At 69.9% G+C, this 17,976-nt stretch carries 18 protein-coding genes and 1 pseudogene; 9 read left to right on the forward strand and 10 right to left on the reverse strand.

The genetic code is table 11. The annotated features are described in order from the left end of the window. Nucleotides 1-31: 31 nt before the first annotated feature. Nucleotides 32-1,375 (reverse strand): helix-turn-helix domain-containing protein, encoded by a 1,344-nt coding sequence (locus AQJ91_RS09880; RefSeq protein ID WP_067018541.1) that lies wholly within the window; start codon nt 1,373-1,375, stop codon nt 32-34. A 98-nt stretch (nt 1,376-1,473) separates the two neighbouring features. Between AQJ91_RS09880 and AQJ91_RS09885 the strand changes: the two genes are divergently transcribed. Further along, entirely contained in the window at nt 1,474-1,692 is a 219-nt protein-coding gene (locus tag AQJ91_RS09885) for a hypothetical protein (RefSeq protein WP_067018543.1), read from the forward strand. Nucleotides 1,693-1,914: 222 nt separating this feature from the next. Here the strand turns inward: AQJ91_RS09885 and AQJ91_RS09890 are convergent, their stop codons facing one another. The 3 genes from AQJ91_RS09890 to AQJ91_RS09900 are packed head-to-tail and all read right to left on the reverse strand — an operon-like array spanning nt 1,915 to nt 5,100. After that, on the reverse strand, nt 1,915-3,177 hold the full coding sequence (locus AQJ91_RS09890; protein WP_407696836.1) for a sugar ABC transporter permease: 1,263 nt from the start codon (nt 3,175-3,177) through the stop codon (nt 1,915-1,917). Between the two features lie 14 nt (nt 3,178-3,191). Continuing rightward, entirely contained in the window at nt 3,192-3,974 is a 783-nt protein-coding gene (locus AQJ91_RS09895) for an ATP-binding cassette domain-containing protein (protein WP_067018548.1), read from the reverse strand. 37 nt (nt 3,975-4,011) lie between these two features. Further along, nucleotides 4,012-5,100 (reverse strand): substrate-binding domain-containing protein, encoded by a 1,089-nt coding sequence (locus AQJ91_RS09900; RefSeq protein ID WP_067018550.1) that lies wholly within the window; start codon nt 5,098-5,100, stop codon nt 4,012-4,014. Nucleotides 5,101-5,552: 452 nt separating this feature from the next. Between AQJ91_RS09900 and AQJ91_RS09905 the strand changes: the two genes are divergently transcribed. Both AQJ91_RS09905 and AQJ91_RS09910 read left to right on the forward strand, forming a co-directional pair. Continuing rightward, a complete protein-coding gene (locus AQJ91_RS09905; RefSeq protein ID WP_067018552.1) occupies nt 5,553-8,087 on the forward strand; it encodes a SpoIIE family protein phosphatase in 2,535 nt (844 codons plus the stop codon). Nucleotides 8,088-8,212: 125 nt separating this feature from the next. Next, complete coding sequence (locus tag AQJ91_RS09910; protein ID WP_234381979.1) at nt 8,213-9,247, forward strand: sugar ABC transporter substrate-binding protein; 1,035 nt, start codon at nt 8,213-8,215, stop codon at nt 9,245-9,247. Here AQJ91_RS09910 and AQJ91_RS49045 read toward each other — a convergent pair. The 6 genes from AQJ91_RS49045 to AQJ91_RS09935 form a co-directional block, all read right to left on the reverse strand. Beyond that, nucleotides 9,165-9,617: an ATP-binding protein gene (locus AQJ91_RS49045; protein ID WP_079084805.1), complete on the reverse strand. Its 453-nt coding sequence runs from the start codon at nt 9,615-9,617 to the stop codon at nt 9,165-9,167. The genes AQJ91_RS09910 and AQJ91_RS49045 overlap by 83 nt on opposite strands. A gap of 67 nt (nt 9,618-9,684) precedes the next feature. After that, nucleotides 9,685-10,314 carry a Uma2 family endonuclease gene (locus tag AQJ91_RS09915; RefSeq protein WP_067018554.1) on the reverse strand — a complete coding sequence of 210 codons (630 nt, stop codon included), beginning with the start codon at nt 10,312-10,314 and terminating at the stop codon, nt 9,685-9,687. 322 nt (nt 10,315-10,636) lie between these two features. Beyond that, entirely contained in the window at nt 10,637-11,179 is a 543-nt protein-coding gene (locus tag AQJ91_RS09920; protein ID WP_067018556.1) for a sugar O-acetyltransferase, read from the reverse strand. Between the two features lie 245 nt (nt 11,180-11,424). Continuing rightward, nucleotides 11,425-11,934, reverse strand: coding sequence for a DinB family protein (locus AQJ91_RS09925; RefSeq protein WP_067018784.1), 510 nt, complete (start codon nt 11,932-11,934; stop codon nt 11,425-11,427). After that, nucleotides 11,931-12,425, reverse strand: a complete 495-nt coding sequence (locus AQJ91_RS09930; protein WP_159054522.1) for an SRPBCC family protein — start codon at nt 12,423-12,425, stop codon at nt 11,931-11,933. The genes AQJ91_RS09925 and AQJ91_RS09930 overlap by 4 nt, the downstream gene beginning before the upstream one ends. A gap of 513 nt (nt 12,426-12,938) precedes the next feature. Next, nucleotides 12,939-13,376 carry an ATP-binding protein gene (locus tag AQJ91_RS09935; protein WP_067018560.1) on the reverse strand — a complete coding sequence of 146 codons (438 nt, stop codon included), beginning with the start codon at nt 13,374-13,376 and terminating at the stop codon, nt 12,939-12,941. Nucleotides 13,377-13,563: 187 nt separating this feature from the next. Here AQJ91_RS09935 and AQJ91_RS09940 point away from each other — a divergent pair, with 187 nt between their 5' ends. The 6 genes and pseudogenes from AQJ91_RS09940 (at nt 13,564) to AQJ91_RS09965 (ending at nt 17,973) form a co-directional block, all read left to right on the forward strand. Beyond that, entirely contained in the window at nt 13,564-14,433 is an 870-nt protein-coding gene (locus tag AQJ91_RS09940) for a helix-turn-helix domain-containing protein (RefSeq protein WP_067018562.1), read from the forward strand. Further along, nucleotides 14,430-14,627, forward strand: coding sequence for a DUF397 domain-containing protein (locus tag AQJ91_RS09945; RefSeq protein WP_067018564.1), 198 nt, complete (start codon nt 14,430-14,432; stop codon nt 14,625-14,627). The genes AQJ91_RS09940 and AQJ91_RS09945 overlap by 4 nt, the downstream gene beginning before the upstream one ends. A gap of 104 nt (nt 14,628-14,731) precedes the next feature. Beyond that, nucleotides 14,732-15,067 (forward strand): annotated as a pseudogene (locus tag AQJ91_RS09950) (His/Gly/Thr/Pro-type tRNA ligase C-terminal domain-containing protein); the annotation flags it as partial. A gap of 261 nt (nt 15,068-15,328) precedes the next feature. Further along, nucleotides 15,329-16,300, forward strand: coding sequence for a nucleoside hydrolase (locus AQJ91_RS09955; protein ID WP_067018569.1), 972 nt, complete (start codon nt 15,329-15,331; stop codon nt 16,298-16,300). Nucleotides 16,301-16,422: 122 nt separating this feature from the next. Further along, complete coding sequence (locus AQJ91_RS09960) at nt 16,423-17,436, forward strand: ArsR/SmtB family transcription factor (protein ID WP_067018571.1); 1,014 nt, start codon at nt 16,423-16,425, stop codon at nt 17,434-17,436. A gap of 96 nt (nt 17,437-17,532) precedes the next feature. Next, complete coding sequence (locus tag AQJ91_RS09965; protein WP_067018572.1) at nt 17,533-17,973, forward strand: hypothetical protein; 441 nt, start codon at nt 17,533-17,535, stop codon at nt 17,971-17,973. Nucleotides 17,974-17,976 lie beyond the last annotated feature (3 nt).

The following is a 17,976-nucleotide window of genomic DNA, read 5'->3' on the forward strand; positions in this document are numbered from 1 at the left end:
CAGGACCGGGCCGTGCGCGCCCCCGGAACCGTCACAGAGGGGGCTGTGCGGGTGCGGGCCCGAGGGTGGTGGTGCCGGGGGCCGTACGGTGTCCGAGGCCCGTGCGGTACGCGTCCAGCGCGGCCTCCACCCGGCCGGTACGGCGCAGCAGATCGCCGAGCAGCCGGCACAGGTCGGCCAGGTCACCGGCGGCGCCGGCCCGTTCGAGGAGGCTGAGGGCGCGGACGTAGTGCTCCTCGGCGGTCTCGGTGTCCCGGGCGTCCTCGGCGATGATGCCGAGGAGGCGGTGGGCGGCGGCGGAGTGGAGGGCGCCGCGTTCGGGGCCGATGTCGCTGAGCACGCCCTGGAGGAGGGCGGCGGCCTCGTCGGACTTGCCGCGCCGGTGCAGTACGTCGGCGAGCTCGACGGCGACCTGGCTGGTGTAGAGGGCGGCGTGTTTGGCGGAGAGCATGGTGAGGGCTTCTCTCAACTCTCCCTCTGCGCACTCCAGTCGGCCGTTCTGGGCGTAGACGTAGCCGCGCATCCAGTGGCAGTTGGCGAGTTCGGTACGGAGCTGGAGCTGGCGGTACATCTCGGCGGCCTTGGCGAGCGAGGCGTCGGCCTCGGCGATGCGGCCCTCGGCGAGGAGGGTGCGGGCGACGGAGCGGTGCATGCGGGCGACCAGGGCCGGGTCGCCGGACCGCGGCGCCAGGGCGAGGGCCAGCTCGGCGGCCTGGGCGGCGCGGGCGTGGGCACCCATGTCCATGTAGGGGCCGATGACACTGGCGTAGATGAGGAGCAGTGCGTCGGGATCGTGGAGCCCGCCCCGGTTCAGCTCATCGAGGGCGGACTCCAACAGGTAGACGGCGTAACGGAGTTCACCGGCGAGGTAGTGGGCGACGGCCCGTCCGCGCAGGGCGGGGACGCGGGCGGGCAGGGGTGCGTCGGCGTGCGCCCGCTCGGCCCGCTCGAAGTACTGCCGGGCCGCCTCCAGCTCGCCCGTGTTCAGGGCGCACTCGCCGAGGCCGAGCAGGGCGACGGCCGCCCCCTCGGAGAGTTCGTGCCGCTCCGCCTCGGCGAGCAGCGCGGCGTACTGCTCCGCCGCCGCCCCGGCCTCGCCGGTGGCGAGGGTGCGCTGCGCCTCGGTCAGCCGCAGCCGCAGATCGGTGGCGAGGCCGGCCGGGCGCCCGGTGGTGAGCTCCTCGTACGCCACACCCAGCCGCCCCGCGATATGCCTGAGCGCCTCGTCGGAGGCGCGCACGCGGCCCGCCTCCAGCGTGGAGATGTAGGCGGGGGTGTAGGCGGGCTCGGCCAGCTGTTTCTGCGTCAGCCCGCGTGCGGACCGCAACTGCTGCACCCTGCGCCCGATGATGCCCGGGTCGTCGCGGTCCGCCATCGTCCAACTCCCCCAGTACCCCTTGCCGTTCAAGTCCGACAGCCCTAGGTTAAGCCGCGCATTAAGCATGCTTAACACGCCGTTGTAGCGAGGTCGCCGTGCTGGAACGCACCAACCCCACCGAGCGTTACACCCGAGGCTTCGCCGCCGCCGTGATCGCGGTGGCGGCCCTGGTCCTGGCGGCGAACGCGGGCCCGGCAGGGCCGGCGGAGAGAGCGGAGCGAACCGAGCGGACCGAGCAGGTCACCGGTCAGACGTCGTCGGCGCCTTCGACTCCGTCGGGTTCCGGGGCGAGCATCACGTCCGTGCGGCTGTAGAGCGGAAGGCCGCTCGCGTATCTATCTCGTCTCTACCTGCCATCGGCAGTCTCTCATTCCCAAACCCCTGGTCAGAGGCGATAGTTGGGCTCGAGAAAACGTGTCAACCGCGACCGCGCCGGAACTCCCCCTGGACCAGGGCTGGGAGACCAACCACTACGCTCAACACCAGCCCCGACCGGGTCCAGGACAGTTCGGACGGCGTGGCCAGGAACAGACGCGTCAAGCCCGCCCGTGTGCTTCCTGCGAGTGCCGCGACAGTGAGTCGATGACCACGGCGGCGAAGAGCACGCCGCCAGTGATGATGAACTGGACGGCGACGGGGGTGTCCGTGATCGCCATGCCTGAGGCGATGGACTGGATGACCAGTATGCCGAGCACCGCGGACCAGGTCGTACCGCGTCCGCCGAAGAGGCTGGTGCCACCGATGACGGCCGCTGCGATGGCGTTGAGCAGGAGGACGCCCGAGCCTGAACCCGTGCTCACCGAAGTGATGCGCGAGGCCAGGAACAGGCCGCCCACCGCGGCCATGGTGCCCGAGACCGCGAGCACCGCGGTCTGTACCCGCGTCACACTGAGGCTGGCCCGCCGGGCTGCCTCGACACCGCCGCCGAGTGCGTAGACCTGCCGCCCGTAGTGCGTGTGGCGGAGAGCGATGTCCAGGCCTGCCACCACCACCAGGAAGATCAGGAGCGCGAGTGGCAGACCCTGGAAGCGGTTGAGCAGATACGCGGCGGCGAACGCGATCACGGCGACTCCTCCCGCGCGCACCGCGATTCCCCCGAGCGAGCGGTGCGGCATGCCGACGGCCCTGCGGCGCCGCCTGTTCTGGTACGAGACGAGGAAAACCATGCCCGCGCCGACCGTCGCCAGGCCATAGGCGGCGGCGTCGTTGGTGAAGTAATGGCTGGTCAGCTTGGCGACGAGCCCGTTCTCGTCGAGGTTGACGGTGCCGCTGGTGCCAAGGATGTAGAGCATCAGACCGTTCCAGGTGAGCAACCCCGCGAGGGTGACGACGAACGCCGGCACCCGGGTCTTGGCGAAGGAGAAGCCCTGGACGGCTCCCGTGACAGTGCCCGCGAACACCGCGATGATGAGGGCCAGCCATTCCGGGACGCCGTTGTTCACGTTCAGAACGGCGAAGACAGCCGCCGCGAGACCGCTGATCGAGCCGACCGACAGGTCGAGCTCACCGAGCAGCAGGACGAAGACGATGCCCACCGCGATCAGACCCGTGCCCACGATGTCCACGCTGAGATTGGACAGGTTCCGGGGTGAGAGAAAGTTCTCGTTGAGGGCCTGGAAGGTGATCCAGACCGCGGCGAGGACGAGGACGACGGGGAGCCAGCTCAGTTCACCGGCGCTCAGCTTGCGCCGGAAGACGCCGACCCAGCTCTCCACGGCATGGGCGATGGCCCGCTCGCGGTGCGGGTGACGAGCCTTGGTGTGGGGCGCGGTGGGTTCGGCCCGCGTGTTGTCGGCCATGTTTCGCATCCCTTTCACCAACCCGTCTCCTGTGGGGCCATCCGGCGGGGCACGTTCTCCGTGGCGCCGGTGACGGCGGAGATGATCTGTTCCTGAGACGCGGTGTTCACGTCGAAGAAGCCGTTGTTGCGACCGAGCCGCAGCACAGCGGCCCGGTCCGCGAGAGCTTTGACGTCGCCCATGTTGTGGCTGATCAGCAGCACGCCCACGCCGCGGTCACGCAGGTGGTCGACGAGGTCCAGGACCTCGGTGGTCTGCTCGAATCCCAGAGCCGCGGTCGGTTCGTCCAGGAGGAGGACCCGCGGATCGCCGAGGAGCGAGCGGGCTATGGCGACCGTCTGCCGTTGGCCGCTGGACAGTGAGACGACCGGGGCGCGCAGATCGGGGATACCCCTGGTCAGGCGTTCCAACAGGTGCCTGGTGCGGCGCTCCATCTCCACCTCGTCGAGGAACCCGAACCTGCGGATCTCCCGCCCGAGGAACAGATTGCCGACGACGTCGAGGTTCCCGCACAACGCGAGGTCCTGGTAGACGGTGGCGATGCCGAGGTCCCGGGCGTCGTGGGGGCGTTTGATGTGGACCGGCCGGCCCTCCCACTTGATGACTCCCTTGTCCGCGGGGGCGACGCCGGAGATCGCCTTGACCAGAGTGGACTTGCCGGCCCCGTTGTCGCCCAGAAGTGCGACGACCTGGCCGGCGTGGATCTTCAGCTCGATGTCCGAGAGGACCTCGACGACGCCGAAGCGCTTGCACACGCCGTGCAGCGCCAGCAAGGGGGGAGCCGGCACGGAAACCATCTCCTTCCCGGGGCCCGGACCCGGTCGGAACCAGCTGTCAGGTCAGCCCGGCCCTGTCGCAGGCGGCGGCGAGCTGGGGGGTGCAGATCTGCTGGATCGTGTACACGCCGTCCTTCAGCAAGGTCTCCTCGATGTTGTCGACGGTCACGGACACGGGGGTGAGCAGGACCGTCGGAACGGCCCTGCCGTCCTGGGTCCTCACCTCGCCCGTGGCAACCTCGTCGAGGCTTTCGCCGCGGGCCGCGGCCACGGCCATGGCGGCGCCGGCGGACGCCTGGGGCGCGAACGGCTTGTAGACGGTCATGTACTGATCGCCGCCGACAATGCGCCGCACGGCTCCGAGTTCGGCGTCCTGCCCGGTGACGGGGGGCAGCGGGTGGACCTTGTTCGCTCTGAGGGCGGAGATGCTGCCCGCGGCCAGTCCGTCGTTGGCGGCGTAGACCCCGTCGATGTTGCGGACGCCGAGGGCGGAGATGGCACCGGACATGTTCATGTTCGCGGTCTCCGTCCTCCAATGGAGTGTGTCGTACGCCTTGCCGATCTTCACTTTCCCCTCCAGCACCGACAGCGCGCCCTTCTTGAACGACACCGCGTTGGGGTCGCTGGGATCGCCGTTCATCATGACGATCTGGCCGTTGGCGGCTTTGTCGCCCATGGCCGTCAGCAGCGCCTTGGCCTGGAGCCTGCCGACCTCCTCGCCGTCGAAGGAGACATAGCCCGAGATCGGGCCCCCTGCGAGACGGTCGTAGGCGATGACCGGGACGTCTGCTTCGTGCGCCCTCCTGACCGCGGAGGCGATCGATCGGGAGTCCACGGCCACCAGCACGATGACATCGACCCCCTTGGCGATCATCGAGTTCATCTGTTCCTGCTGGATGGCCGCCTCGTTCCTGGCATTGCCATGCTCCACGGTGCAGTCGTCGCACAGCTCCTTGATCTTCTTCTCGAGTAGCGGCCTGTCCTGTGCCTCCCAACGATCCGTGGTGGCGCTCGGCAGCAACAGAGCGATCTTCGGCGTGCTCTCCTCGTCGGACTCGTTCCCGTCGCCCGCCCCGCAGGCCGCGAGCACAACGGCCGTCGAGACCGCGATCACGACGACGGTCGCTTCCCGTATGCGGGCCTTCATGTGAGAGACCTCCCTTGGCCGGGCGGGGCCACACCGGCCGTGACGCGACGCAACGGCACTGGCCGCGTCGAGCCGGACAGCCATGCCGGGATGGGGATCCAGGCAAACACCCCCGCTCTCACACGCGGGTTCGGCGGTCGTGGAGCGGCATCGCCGACCCGGGCCTCCTCACGAGGCCACCGCGTACTGCCAGGCAGCAGTCCGGCAGCAGGCGGACGGCCACGACGCCGGCGCCCGACGTCCTCCTGGAAGGGACCGCGTGGAAGTGGCAAGACGGCCACGTCGTCAGTGTGACACCGGCCGTGGTGATCTGCGAACGTAGCTGCTCCTGCCATCGATATGCAGTAATCGAGTAGATCTGTCCGATTGGTCCATGTGTGCGATTCTGGTACGTGGGTGCTCGGTCTCCACCTGTTGGTACCTGCTGCATGGACGGGAAGTAGGTCGCGGACATGCCTCATGACGGTGGTGCCCGGGCCGGAGTCTCGGAGCTGGGAGTATCCGGGGCCGGCGCCGCGGACACCGGTTCACTGCCACCGGTGCCGGAGGTCGCCGCGAGCGAGCGGGCCCTGACGTTCGCCGGGGCGGCGCTGGCAGCGGTCTATGTGCCCGGTGTCGGGAATGAAGAGCTCCTGCTGGTGGAAACGGCCGGATGCGCCACGTCCGAGTACGAGCTGCCGCAGCGTTTGCCCCTGTCCGGTGGTTCACCCGCGGCGCAGGCCTTCCGCACCGACCGGCCGCTCTGGCTGAACCCCGCGGTACTCGCCTCCTACCCCGAGGGCGGGCCGACGCCACCGCGAGCGGAGGCGTCGCTCGCCGCGCTGCCACTCGGAACGGAAGGCAGGCGGCTGGGCTGCCTCGTCGTCGTGGGGGATTCCGCGGACGGCTTCGAGGCCGGGCAACGGCACTTCCTGGAGCGGTACGCCGACGCCGTCGCCTGCAGGCTCCAGACGGGGTCCGGCCGGGCCGCGCCGACGTCGCTGCTGGGTCCCGCCCTGCGGAGTCTGCGCGTCGGCTCGTTCGTGCTGGTGCCGGACACCGGCTTGATCGAGGCGGACGAGACGCTGCTCGAACTGGTCGGCATCGCACCGGACGACTTCGACGGCAAGGTGGACACCCTGCTCGCGCATGCCCTGCCCGAGGACATGCACGCGCTGATGTCGGTCGTGGAGCCGTCCACCCAGGCCCTCGGTCGGCGGGAGCTGGAGCTCCGCGTCCGCCGCCCCACCGGGGAAATGCGCTGGCTGAGCCTGAGCTGTCGGGTGGTGGCGAGCGCCGACGGCGGGCCGGAGCAGGTGCTGGGCGTGGTGACGGCGACCTCGGTTCTGAGTCAAAGCCCTGACGACGTCTCCAGGATCCAGTGGCTGACGGCCGCACTCGACGAGGTCGCGACGGTCCGTGATGTCAGCCGAGTGGTGGTCACCGCGCTGCGTGAGCCGCTGGGCGCCGACCGGGTGGCACTCGCCGAGGTGCAGAACGACCGGCTGATGGTCACCGTACTCGACCCGCCCAAGCCCGCCGCCTGGCCGGAGGCATGGCGTGCCGAGTGGCGCTCGGAGTGGCCCGACGCACCGCTCAGCGCCCTGCCCACGCTGCAGATGGCCCTGCGGGACGGACGTATGGATCTGTGGCCGGCCGGCACAGCCTTCGAACCCGGACTCGCGGGCGTCGGTGCCGGAGGCCTGGCCGTCCTGCCGCTGCCCGCCAAGGGCCGGGTCGCCGGCGTGTGCCTGGTCGGCTGGGACAAGCCGCACGAGTTCGTCCCCGAGGAGCGGTCCCTGCTGACCGCCACCGCGGCGCTGGTCGGGCAAGCCTTCAAGCGCGCGCACGAGCACGACGCCGAGCAGGAGCTCGCGGCGATGCTGCAGCGCAGTCTGCTGCCCCGGCGCCTCCCCGAGCTGGCCGGGGGGACGGCGGTCGCCCGCTACCTGCCCGCCAGACGGGGGTTGCAGGTGGGCGGCGACTGGTACGACGTCATCGCCCTCTCCGAGGACCGAGTGGCGCTGGTCATCGGTGACGTGCAAGGACACAGCGCCGGAGCCGCGACGATCATGGGCCAGATGCGTACGGCGGTCAGGGCCTACGCGGTGGAGGGCCACCCGCCCGACGTGGTCGTCTCCTACGCGAACCGTCTCCTCGTCGGTATGGAGACCGATCTGTTCGCCACCTGCTGTTACGTCGAACTGGACATGGAGCAGGGCAACGCCCTGTTCGTCCGGGCCGGGCACCTTTCACCGTTGCTGCGCCATCCCGACGGCACCACCGAGGAGGTGCAGGTCGAGGGCGGGCTCCCGCTGGGCATTCTCGCGGAGGCGGAGTTCCCCATGACCGCGGTCGCGCTGGCCCCGGGCACGGTGCTCGCCCTGGTCACCGACGGCCTGGTCGAGGGCGCCGACCTGCCCCTGGACGAGGGCGTGCGCCGGACGCGCACCGCGCTCACCGCGGCCGATCCGGCGGATCCGGGGCGGATGGTCGACGCACTGCTCGGCGGCCTCGACCGTCGCGAGGACGACGTGGCGCTGCTGCTGCTGCGCTACGACGGCATGAAGACCCGGCCGATACGGGCCGGCTGGGCGGTGTGGCGGCTGCCCGACGCCGTGATGCACGCCCGCCGGTTCACCGCGCGCACGCTGCGCCGGTGGAAGGTCGGGGACGTGACCGACGAAGTGCTGCTGGTCGTGTCAGAACTGGTCACCAACGCCCTGGTGCACACCCAGGGCGCGGTCCGCGTCGACCTGACGCTGCGCGAGGCCCGGGTGCGTGTCTGTGTGAGCGACTCCTCGCCGCGTGCGCCCGCCAAGCCGGTGATCGTGGACTGGGAGTCGACCGGCGGCCGCGGCCTGCTGCTGGTCGAGGCGATGTCGGAGGCCTTCGGCTCGATGCCGGTGGCCGGCGGCAAGCAGGTGTGGAGCGAGATCGTCCTGCCGCGGCGCGAGCCGGCTCCCGCGGACTCCGAGCCCCGAACGGAACAAGGGGGTCTGTCATGAGGACCCGTAAGAGGGGGCCTGCCAGGAGGATCCGTAAGAGGGGGCCTGCCAGGAGGATCCGTAAGAGGGGGCCTGCCAGGAGGATCCGTACGCGGCACGTCGTCGCGGCGCTCGTCGCGGGGATCATGACGATGTCCCTGGCCGCCTGCGGGGGAGACGGCGAGGCGGGCGCGGACAGCTTCACCGTCGGCCTGCTGCTCCCCAGCCGAGCGGTCCCCCGCTGGGAGCATTCCGACAAGCCGCTGATCGAGAAGCGGGTGAAGGAGCTGTGTCCCCGCTGCACCATGGCGTACGCCAACGCCCAGAACGACGCGACCAGGCAACGGGCCCAGGTGACCTCCATGATCACCAAAGGGGTCGAGGTCCTGATCCTCGACGCCGCCGACACCAGGGCGCTCCGCTCCTCGATCCAGGAAGCGCGCAAGGCGGGTGTCCCGGTCGTCGCCTACGACCGGCTCGCCGAAGGCCCGGTCTCGGGCTACGTCAGTTTCGACGGCGCGCAGGTCGGCCGGCTCCAGGGCGAGGCGCTCCTGAAGGCCATGGAGGACAAGGCGAACGGCGGGAACGTCGTCATGATGAACGGCGATCCGACCAGCCCCAACGCGGCGTGGTACAAGGAGGGCACGTTGTCCGTCCTCACGGGCAAGGTGAAGATCGCCAGGTCGTACGACACCCTGGGCTGGAACTCGGAGAATGCCCACGCCAACATGTCCGCCGCCATCGCGGCCCTGGGCCCGAACCGGATCGACGGCGTCCTGGCAGCCAACGACGCCATAGCCGCGGGCGTCATCTCCGCTCTCAAGAGCGCCGGCGTCAGCGAACTCCCTCCGGTTACCGGCCAGGACGCCGACCTCGACGCCGTGCGGCGCATCATCAAGGGCGAGCAGTACATGACGGTGTACAAACCCTTCAGGACGGAAGCCTACGCAGCCGCCGCCATGGCCGTCGCCCTGGGACGCGGGGAGGGTCTCCGCGACGTCGCCACAACGACGACCGACAGCCCCACCACCGAGCACATCCCGTCCGTCCTGCTCGCTCCGAGCGCGGTGACGGTCGGCAACATCGAGCAGACACTCGTCAAGGACGGCGTGTACACCATCGACCAGATCTGCACCCGGCAGCTCCGGCCCGCCTGCGACAGGGCCGGACTCGCCCGATGAGGGGGCCTGGGCCCCAAGAACGGTGGTCAGTGACCCCGGCGACCAGGAGTAATCCGCGTCCGCCGGTCTCTTCCTCGTCGGCACCCGCGGGCAGCGTCGGTATCCGCTCCCGGTCGGGGTCGGACACCTCGACCAGCAGGCCGCAGCCCCGGATCGAGAGGGTGACCTCGACCTGGGCGAGAGTCACACGGCAGTGGCGTACGGAGTTGGTGACCAGCTCGGTCGCGACGGTGGCGATGTCGTGGGCGAGTTCGGCGTCGAGGTGAAGGTGCGCCAGGGGCGACAGGCGAAGATCGAGGAAGGCGGAGCGGCGTACGCCGCCATCCTCTGGGAAGCGGTGGCGCTGCTCGCCCCGGAAATCCGATCGCACCGCCGCCCGTTCTGCACGGTCCCTGGTTCCTTGCCCCGCACCCCGAACAGACCGAGCAGGTCAGCGGTCAGACGTCGTCGGTTCCGTCGGGTTCGGGTTCTGAGGCGAGCATCATGTCCTTGCGGCTGTATAGCGGAAGCTCGCTGGTGTCGAGCTTCCACGTGCCCAGCTCAGTGCTGATGGCGAGCGGTGTGCCGTAGGGCTGTTTATGGAGACGGTTGCCGTACTCGGGCCGCCCACCGCTGGTGTCGATGTCCCACTGGTAGGTCCAGGTGCCGTCGCGAGGGTCGAGGATCAGGTAGTGCTCGATGCCCATAGCGGGGTAGTCGCGGCTCTTGGCCTCGTAGTCGTTGCTCGGGTTGGACGGGGAGACGATCTCGATGGCGAGGACGATCTCGTGCGGATCCAGTGGTTCATCGGTCAGCATCGCCTCGCGGGCGGTGACGACGATATCGGGGATTCGGAGCTTGCCGAGAGAGCCGTCGTCGGTGTCCGTGGCTTCGAAAGTGAAGATGCCTTCGGGAAGCTGAGGATCGAGCTGACGCGTGATGTCCTTGGCGGTGACCTGGTGACGTGGGCGCGGGCTCATCATTATGACGAGCGTGCCTTCGCTGATCTCCGGGTACGTGAAACCGGGCGGTGGCGTGAAATGGTCGCGCATCTCACGCAAGTGCCGGTAGATGGCCTGCTCGGTCATACCGTCGTCTCCGGTTCCCGCGTGTTCAGAACCCTCGCTGTCAGCTTACGGGGATGTGCTGGTTGAGGTGGCCCGGAAAACCGATCGCTCCGCCGCCCTGCCCTCGACTGCGGTCCCGACACCATCCGGTCGGACTGGCGAACGGCTCCCAATCCCCTCCCGACCGTCTGGAACATCAACTGACGGATACCGATCACGGGTGGGGCAGCGGAAACTTGGCGGCGAGCAGGATCCAGTAAGTGATGCCGGCAACGCGCGTGGGCTTCCGACGTGGTTGATGACTGCCCGTAGTCAGGGGCTCGGTGTGGCCCGGGAGAGGTCGTCACCACCGTCGGTGCACGGTTGCCTTACTGCCGGTCACCAGGCTTGCCGGCGGAACGTCATCGGTCACGACCGCGCCGGCGGCGATCACGGCATCACGGCCGATGCTGACGCCAGGAAGGATCGTGGCACCGGCGCCGATCCACACGTTCTCCGCCACGTCGATGGGCGCGCCGCTCAGCCACCCCCGTCGCTCCCCGGGATCGACCGGGTGACCGACGGTGATGAACGTGGCCTTTGGTCCGACCATCACGCGCTCGCCGAGCCGGATGCCGGCGTAGTCCAGGAACGTGCAGTTCTGGTTGATGAACACACGTTCCGCGAGGTCCAAGTGAAGGCCGTGGTCCGTGTAGAAGGGTGGATAGATCGTGACTCTCGTCGACAGCGGCCTGCCGAGGATCTGTTCGAACAGGTCCGCCTTGCCCGCTTCGTCCTCGAAGGGCAGGACGTTCAGGCGGGAGGTGAGTTCGGTGGCCCGCAGGACCCTCTCGGCCATGGCCTGGAACTCGGCGCTATGGATGCGCATGAGACGGTCGCTGGACATGCTGCGATCCTTTCTGGTGTACCGGTGACTGGACAAGACTCACCAGGCGCTGGTGGAGGCCGCTATCAGCAGCCGGTCGAGTCACCTTTGTCGGGGTTGGGACCTGCGAGCATGTGCGATGTCGCTGTCGCCGCGCCGTGGCGTCGTTGCCCAGGACGGGAGCCAGACCGTCTCAGGGAGCCTTGGCAGGCTTCCGCTCGCCACCGCGGCCTGAAGAACCCGGCGAACCCAATCCGGTCACAGAACTAGCCGGCGTAGGGGTTGCCGCCGAGCCAGGTGGTGCCGTCGATCAGCTCGCGCACCGTGTCCAAGTGGCCGCTGTGACAGGCGACTTCGGTGAGCACGTGGATCAGGATGTGCCGCACGTCAGGCAGCCGCCAGGTCGGCCAGATCTCCACGGGCCAGGCGGCGGGCTCCTGTTCGGGCGCGGCGGCGGCGAGCACGGCGTCCGCGCGCGCGATGGCCGTCCGGTAGTCGGCGAAGACCTCCTCGGCGCTCATTCCCTCGGGTACGTACCAGTGCGCCTCCGCGCCCGTCGCGAGCTGTCCTGCCACATCCGGCTCGCCCGCGATCACCCCGGGGAACCAGAAGCGTTCGACATCCAGGGTGAGGTGACGCAGCAATGCCAGGCAGCTCCAGCCGCTGGGCAGCACCGGTCGCCGCAGATCCTCCTCCGAGAGCCCTTCGAGGATCCCGAGGACGTGCTCGCGCTGGCGGTCCAGGGCGCCCTTGAGGGCGTCGAGTTCGGCGTTCACCGGGCGGCACACGGTTCGGCGAGGCGTTCCAGGGTGCTCGCCATTTGCGTCTGCCACCAGGCTCGCCCGCTGTCCACTTCCGCGCGTTTGTCCTCCGGCATTCGCGAACCGTCGAAGATCTCGGTCACGACCGTCGCCCCGGTCCCGGCCGGGAGTAGGTCGAAGATCCATTGGTGGCCCCACACGGTTCCGGGCGCGGTGGCGTCCGGGTGCCCGCGACCGGGCCTCGGCTCCCAGCCGATGCGGCGGTCCGGCTCGTACTCGACGACGTGGTTGTTCATCTCGTAGTCGCCGTAGCGCTCATAGTGCATCCGCATCACGAAGACGTCTCCGACGCCCGAAACCACGGCGCCGGAGACGCCACCGCGCAGCATCCCCGAGCCGTCGAGGTCCGGGTGCCGTCCAGGGTCGGCCAGGATCCGGAAGATGTCCCCCGCCGGGGCCCCGATGCGCCGGGACACCACCACAGGCTCGCCTGTCGTACTCGTCATCCGCGCGCCTCCGTCAACCGCTGAGCAGGAACCTGACTTCCGGCCTGGACGCTACACCGGGGGTACGACAACGCCTGGCCGAGCACGTACGAGCCCCGCCCTACGAGGACTCCCACCGAACCAGGCCACCTGCGCGGCTTTCTTCGCCTCACGGTGCTTGTCGCCCAGCTGCATTGAGTGGTGACAGGAGATTCCCTCCGTGCGACAGGCCCCTCTACAGGCGACGACATGACTGAGCCAGTCATGGAAGGTGGCCATGACCGCGTCGTCCGGCTGCGTCCGTTCCTGCCGGTTGCTCCTCGCACAGGTACGCAGTGACGTACGTCCGCACGATGTCCCCTACGTCCATGTACGCGCCCTCCAGGTGCTCCGCCTGCGCGGGCGGAGGTTCCCAGCACGCCTCACGGGCGAGGAACGGCAACCATCGCCCGCGCTCGGCGCGGTGACGCCGCGAACGTGCCGACCAACGGCGCCAACGCGCGTCGTGGGGGCTGGGTAGGGGTGGCGAGGCAGTCAGTAATCCGAGCAACGGGACTCCTCGGGGATGAGGAAGTACGCCCAAACGCACTTGGTGAACGGGCGCAGGTCGTGGCCCCAGCGCGAGGCCAGCCCGGCGACCAGGAGTAACCCGCGTCCGCCGGCCGCTTCCTCGTCGACACCCGCGGGCAGCGTCGGAATGCGCTCCCGGTCGGGGTCGGACACCTCAACCAGCAGGCCGCAGCCCCGGATCGAGAGGGTGACCTCGACCTGGGCGAGAGCCACACGGCAGTGGCGTACGGAGTTGGTGACCAGCTCGGTCGCGACGGTGGCGATGTCGTGGGCGAGTTCGGCGTCGAGGGCCCAGTCCTTGAGGATCCGCCGGATCTGGGCTCGGGCTTGCGGCACGTGTCTCTTGTGCTTGGGGATGCGGAACGTGTCGCGGCGTGGGTGGGTGGTAACGGCGGTGGGCATGGCGGATGTACCCCCTGACGCATAGTCAAGTTCACGCCCTGTAGTGGTGCGTGTGCAACGAGGCTAGAACCCAGGTCGCCGATTTCGCAACCGAACAAGCTGCATACATGCTGCGAGTCGCCCTGCGGTTTTCGCACGCCCTAGAGTGGAGCTCGCTGGGACCGGCTCTTGCAGGAGAGGGGAAGCGATGCCCGCAGGGGGACGGCCGACCGTGCGCAGTAGGCGACTTGGCGCTGCGCTCAAGAGGTACCGACAGGCCGCCAAGCTCGACCAGCCGCAGGCGGCGGAGATGCTCGGCGTGCACCAGACCCGGGTCAGCCGCATAGAGAGCGGGCATGTGACCGCACGCATCCTTGAGATTCGGGTACTGCTGAACGCGTACGGCGTGGATGATCCGGAAGTCCGCAACAAGCTGGAGGACTTGGCGAAGCGGTCCAACCACCGCGGGTGGTGGCTCGAACACGCGGCACACCTGAGACCGGACTACCTCGACTACATCGCGCTGGAGGACGACGCGACGTACATCCGGGAGTGGCAACCGGTTCTGGTGCCAGGGCTTCTGCAAACTCCGGCCTACGCGGAGGCGGTTATCGCGTCGACTCCTGACTACATCGCCCCCGAGCGAGTTGCTCAACTGGTGAAGGTGCGCCAGGGGCGACAGGCGAAGATCGAGGAAGGCGGAGCGGCGTACGCCGCCATTCTCTGGGAAGCGGTCATCAGGCACCCGTTGATGAGTGTCGAGATTCACCGGGAACAGCTGTCCGCGATTCTTGAGGCCGGGAAGCGGAAGAACGTCACCGTGCAGGTACTGCCGTTCAGCGCGGGAGCGGTGGCGGGCTCCACCTACGCCTTCCAGTCCTTCAGCTTCGAATCTGAGCCGACTGTCGAAGCTGTAACCCTGGACAATTTGCGGGGCGCATCGGTCCTTGAGGCTCCCGAGGATCTGGCGGCTTACGCCAACGCGTACGACCATCTACGATCGGCAGCGCTGGCACCGGACGCCAGTGCGCGGCTCATTCGGAGCGCACTGCGAAGTAGCAAGGAAGAAGCATCGTGACCGAGGTGGTAAGCCCCTTCTGGAAGTCGTCGTACACCACAGGAGAGGGCCAGTGCGTCGAGGTCGCCTTCACCTCAACCGGCGGCCGAGCCGTCCGCGACAGCAAGAACCAGCACGGCCCCTCCCTCTACCTCAGCCCCGAGGGCTGGCACGCCTTCCTGTCGGGCGCAAAGGACGGCGCGCTCGGCCAGTAGCGGCGCTGCTCGCCCCGGAAATCCGATCGCACCGCCGCCCCACCCCCTGTTACCGTCCCCCCCCATGAAGCGCGCCCACCCGTCTCCCACGACGACGCCGGACACCGGCCTGGCTCGCGCCCGTGCAGCTGGCCGTTCTGCCGGTGTCGGAGGAGCAGGGGGAGGCGGCGGAGAAGCTGATGCGCCGGGCGCTGGAGCACGGGGTGCGGGTGGAAGTCCTCGGGGCCGGGCACGGCACCCTCGGTGCCCGGATCCGCGCGGCGCGGCTCGTGCCGTACCAGGCGGTGATCGGGGAGCGGGAGGCCGCGGACGGCGGCGACCTGGCGGCCGTACGGCTGCGGGACGGGCGGCGGCCGGGGGCGGTGCCGGCCGCGGAGCTGGTCGGCCGGATCGCCGACCAGGTCGCCGCGCGTGGCACCGCGCTCTGGGAAGGCGTGTGACCGTGAATGCACCCGCGCTGGGACGGCGTGTGACCCGCACCGCGCTCTGGGACGGCGTGTGATCGCGATTGCACCCACGCTGGGACAGCGTGTGACCCGCACGCGCGTGTGACCCGCACCGCGCTCAGGGACAGCTTGTGACCCGCACCGCGCGTGTGACCCGCACTGCGCTCAGGGACAGCTTGTGACCTGCGGAACGCCGTAAAGTCGCGGACACGGAGCCCGCCCGTCCCTCGGCCCACCCGCGAAAGGAGCCCCGCCGTGACGACCAACGCCCAGCAGCCCATCCCGGTGATCATCGACTGCGACACCGGTGTCGACGACGCCCTGGCCCTGCTGTTCGCCGTACGGCACCCGGGGATCGACCTGCGCGCGGTGACCTGCGTGGCCGGGAACACCGACGTGGACGGCGTCGTACGCAACACCCTGACCGTGCTGGAGCAGGCCGGCGCCCCGGACATCCCCGTCGCCCGGGGCGCCGAACGCCCGCTGATCGAACCCGCGCGGTCGGCCCGGCACGTCCACGGCGTGGACGGCATGGGCGACCTCGGCCTGCCCGTGCCCGCCCGCACCCGCGTCGACGTGGACGCGGTGACGCTGCTGCGCCGCGAGATCCTCGCCTCACCGCGCCCGGTGACGCTGATCCCGCTCGCCCCGCTCACCAACATCGCGCTGCTCCTGCGTACGCACCCGGAGGTGGTCCGCAACATCGAGCGGATCGTGTTCATGGGCGGCGCGGTGGCGACCGGGAACGCCACGCCGGTCGCGGAGTTCAACGTCTGGCACGACCCGGAGGCGGCCGCCGTGCTGCTCACCGCCGGGGTGCCGATCACCATGTACGGCCTCGATGTCTTCCAGCGGGTGGTCGTGCCGGGTACGGACGTACGGCGGCTGCGCGACAGCGCGGAACCCGGCACCCGTCTCGCCGGCGAGCTGCTCGCCCACCGGGACCCGGCCACTTCCGGCGATCCCACTCCCTCAGGCGGCCTCGGTGACGCGGGCGCGGTCTGCGCGGTCGCCGACCCGGCCGGGATCGGCACCCGCCTCCTCCCCGTCGAGGTCTCCCTCGCCCCGGGCCCGACCCGCGGCCAGACGATCGTCGACCTGCGTCCCCGGCCCGGCGAGTCCGAGATCCACGGGGGCGGGCGTGAACAGGCCCTGGTAGATGTGGCGTTGGAGGTGGACGTGGAACGGTTCGTGAAGCTGTACCTGGCTACGGTGGAGCGCGCCTAGCCACCACCTGGCACCTGTGGTCGTCCGGATGCCGCCTTGTCCGCACAAGTGCGGCTCCGGCACTGTCGTGGGGCACCGTCACTCGCCCACTCACCGATGACCGACCACCATCGGAGCCCTCCATGCTGCGGGTGCACTTCACCAGCGACGACCTCGCGCGCGTGCGCGTCGCCGCCGCCCCCGACCCCCTCTGGGAGATCGCCAACAGCTTCCAGGCGCTGATCGGCGAGGACGCCCCGCTGCTGTTCGGCGAGTGGCGGCGGCTCGTGCGGCCGCGGCTGGGTCCGGCGGGCGGGCTGCTCGCCGCGCTGCTGCCGCTGCGCGGCTACTTCCCCGACTTTCTCACCCCCGATCTGCGCGGCGCCCCCGATCTGCGCGGCGCCCCCGATCTGCGGGCCGCCGTCGACACCGTGCTCGGCACTCCCCGGGGAAGGTTGCGCCGGGATCTGGCCAGACTCGCCGCGTCCCCCGGACTGCCGCGCCCGCTGCCGCCCGGCACCCGCGCCCTGGCCGACGGCGACCTCGAGGCCCTGGGCCGGCTGGGCGCCGCCCTGCACGCCTACCACGGCCGCGCGCTCGCCCCGTTCTGGCCCCGGATCCGCGCCCAGGTGGACGCCGACCGGGCGGTGCGGGCCCGGGCCGTGCTGGCGGGCGGTACCGACGGTCTGCTGGCGGGCTTCCGTCCCGTACTGCGCTGGCAGCCGCCCGTGCTGGAGGCCGACTACCCGGTCGACCGCGAACTGCGCCTGGGCGGGCGGGGGTTGCTGCTGCAGCCGTCCTTCTTCTGCCTCCGAAGACCCATCACGCTCGCCGCCGAGGACCTGACGCCGGTCCTGGTCTACCCCATCCAGCACACCCTCGGCTGGGCCCGGGAGTCCGCGCCCCCGGAGAGCGGTACGCGGCTGGGCGCCCTCATCGGACGGACCCGCGCCGCCATCCTGGAGGACGTCGTGACCGGCCGTACGACCGGCGAACTCGCCGAACGCTTCGGCATCTCCGGCGCGGCCGTCAGCCAGCACACGGCGGTGCTCCGCCGGGCGGGCCTGCTGCTGAGCATGCGCCGCAGCAAGAACGTCGTCCACACCATCACCCCCGCGGGACGCGCCCTCCTCGACGGTGCGCAGACCTCCGTTTAAGGCACGGCTTCAACGTGTGGCAGCGGGACGAGGGCGCTGCCAGCCTGTGGGCGACCAGGAACCAGGCGTCACACCACACAGGGGGAGTTCGTCCTTATGCGTATACGTTCCATTCTCGGTACGGCGGGCACCGCCGCAGGTCTGGCGGCGGTGAGCCTGGCTCCCGGTGCCGGCGCCGCAGAGGCCACGTCGCCCGCCGGCAGCCAGGGGGTGGCAGCGGTCGCGCCGACGGTGTCGCCGGGCGCGGACTTCTTCTACACCTCGGGCCCCGGCTACACGTGCCCGGACGACACCTTCTGCGCCCGCGTATGGGACCCGACGAGGAGCACGTACAAGGTGTTCAAGCTCTACAACTGCCACACCTACTCGCTCTCGTACTGGGGAGGCACCGGTGGCTACGCGAACTTCCAGAGCGGCAGCCGCGCGACAGCGACGTTCTACGGCGAGTCCGGCAACGTCCTGAAGAACGTGCCGATCGGGGAGCAGAGCACGAGCTACAACTGGACCCCGGTCTGGAAGATCCGCAACTGCTACTGACGG

Source organism: Streptomyces dysideae (assembly GCF_001514305.1).
GTDB lineage: Bacteria > Actinomycetota > Actinomycetes > Streptomycetales > Streptomycetaceae > Streptomyces > Streptomyces dysideae.